General features: G+C 66.1%; 1 protein-coding gene. It reads left to right on the forward strand.

Annotated elements, in window-relative coordinates; all coding sequences use genetic code 11:
* Positions 1-3: 3 nt before the first annotated feature.
* A complete protein-coding gene (tuf, locus tag MFF55_RS24915; protein ID WP_238246807.1) occupies positions 4-1,194 on the forward strand; it encodes an elongation factor Tu in 1,191 nt (396 codons plus the stop codon).
* The last annotated feature ends 75 nt before the right edge of the window (positions 1,195-1,269 follow it).

Genomic DNA, 1,269 nt, shown 5'->3' on the forward strand with positions numbered 1-1,269 from the left:
ACGATGGCCAAAGAGAAGTTTTCGCGCACGAAGCCGCACTGCAACATTGGCACGATTGGGCATGTTGATCATGGCAAGACGTCGCTGACGGCGGCGATCACGAAGGTTCTGGCGGAGACGGGCGGGGCGACGTTCACGGCCTACGACCAGATCGACAAGGCGCCCGAGGAGAAGGCGCGCGGGATCACGATCTCGACGGCGCACGTGGAGTACGAGACGAGCAACCGGCACTACGCGCACGTCGACTGCCCCGGCCACGCCGACTACGTGAAGAACATGATCACGGGCGCGGCGCAGATGGATGGCGCCATCCTGGTGGTCTCGGCGGCCGACGGTCCGATGCCGCAGACGCGCGAGCACATCCTGCTCGCCCGCCAGGTCGGCGTGCCGGCGCTGGTGGTGTTCCTCAACAAGGTCGACATGGTGGACGACGCCGAGCTGCTCGAGCTGGTCGAGCTCGAGGTGCGCGAGCTCTTGTCCAAGTACGACTTCCCCGGCGACGACATCCCGATCACCAAGGGCTCGGCGCTGATGGCTTTGGAGAACAAGAGCCCTGAGATCGGGCACGACGCGGTGCTGGCGCTGATGGCGAGCGTGGACGCCTACATCCCGCAGCCGGAGCGTCCGATCGACAAGCCGTTCCTGATGCCGATCGAGGACGTGTTCTCGATCTCGGGCCGCGGCACGGTGGTGACGGGCCGGGTCGAGCGCGGGATCGTCAAGGTCGGCGAGACGGTGGAGATCGTGGGCATCCGCGCGACGCAGACCACGACGGTGACGGGCGTGGAGATGTTCCGCAAGCTGCTCGACCAGGGTCAGGCGGGCGACAACGTTGGCGTGCTCTTGCGCGGGACCAAGCGCGAGGACGTGGAGCGCGGGCAGGTCGTGTGCAAGCCGGGTTCGGTGAAGCCGCACACCAAGTTCAAGGCCGAGGCCTACATCCTGACCAAGGAGGAGGGCGGGCGTCACACGCCGTTCTTCACCAACTACCGGCCGCAATTCTACTTCCGCACGACGGACGTGACGGGGGTGTGCGTGCTGCCGGAGGGCACCGAGATGGTGATGCCGGGCGACAGCGTGACGATGGACGTGACGCTGATCGTGCCGGTGGCGATGGAGGAGAAGCTGCGCTTTGCCATCCGCGAAGGCGGCCGCACGGTTGGAGCAGGGGTGGTTGCTGCGATCAACGATTGATCGCAGCAACCACCCCGTCCGCGACAAGCGCAAACGGGATGCGGCGCCGGCGTCGTCGCCGCCATCAACGATTAA

This window comes from Methylobacterium iners, from assembly GCF_022179305.1.
In the GTDB taxonomy this organism is placed as follows: domain Bacteria; phylum Pseudomonadota; class Alphaproteobacteria; order Rhizobiales; family Beijerinckiaceae; genus Methylobacterium; species Methylobacterium iners.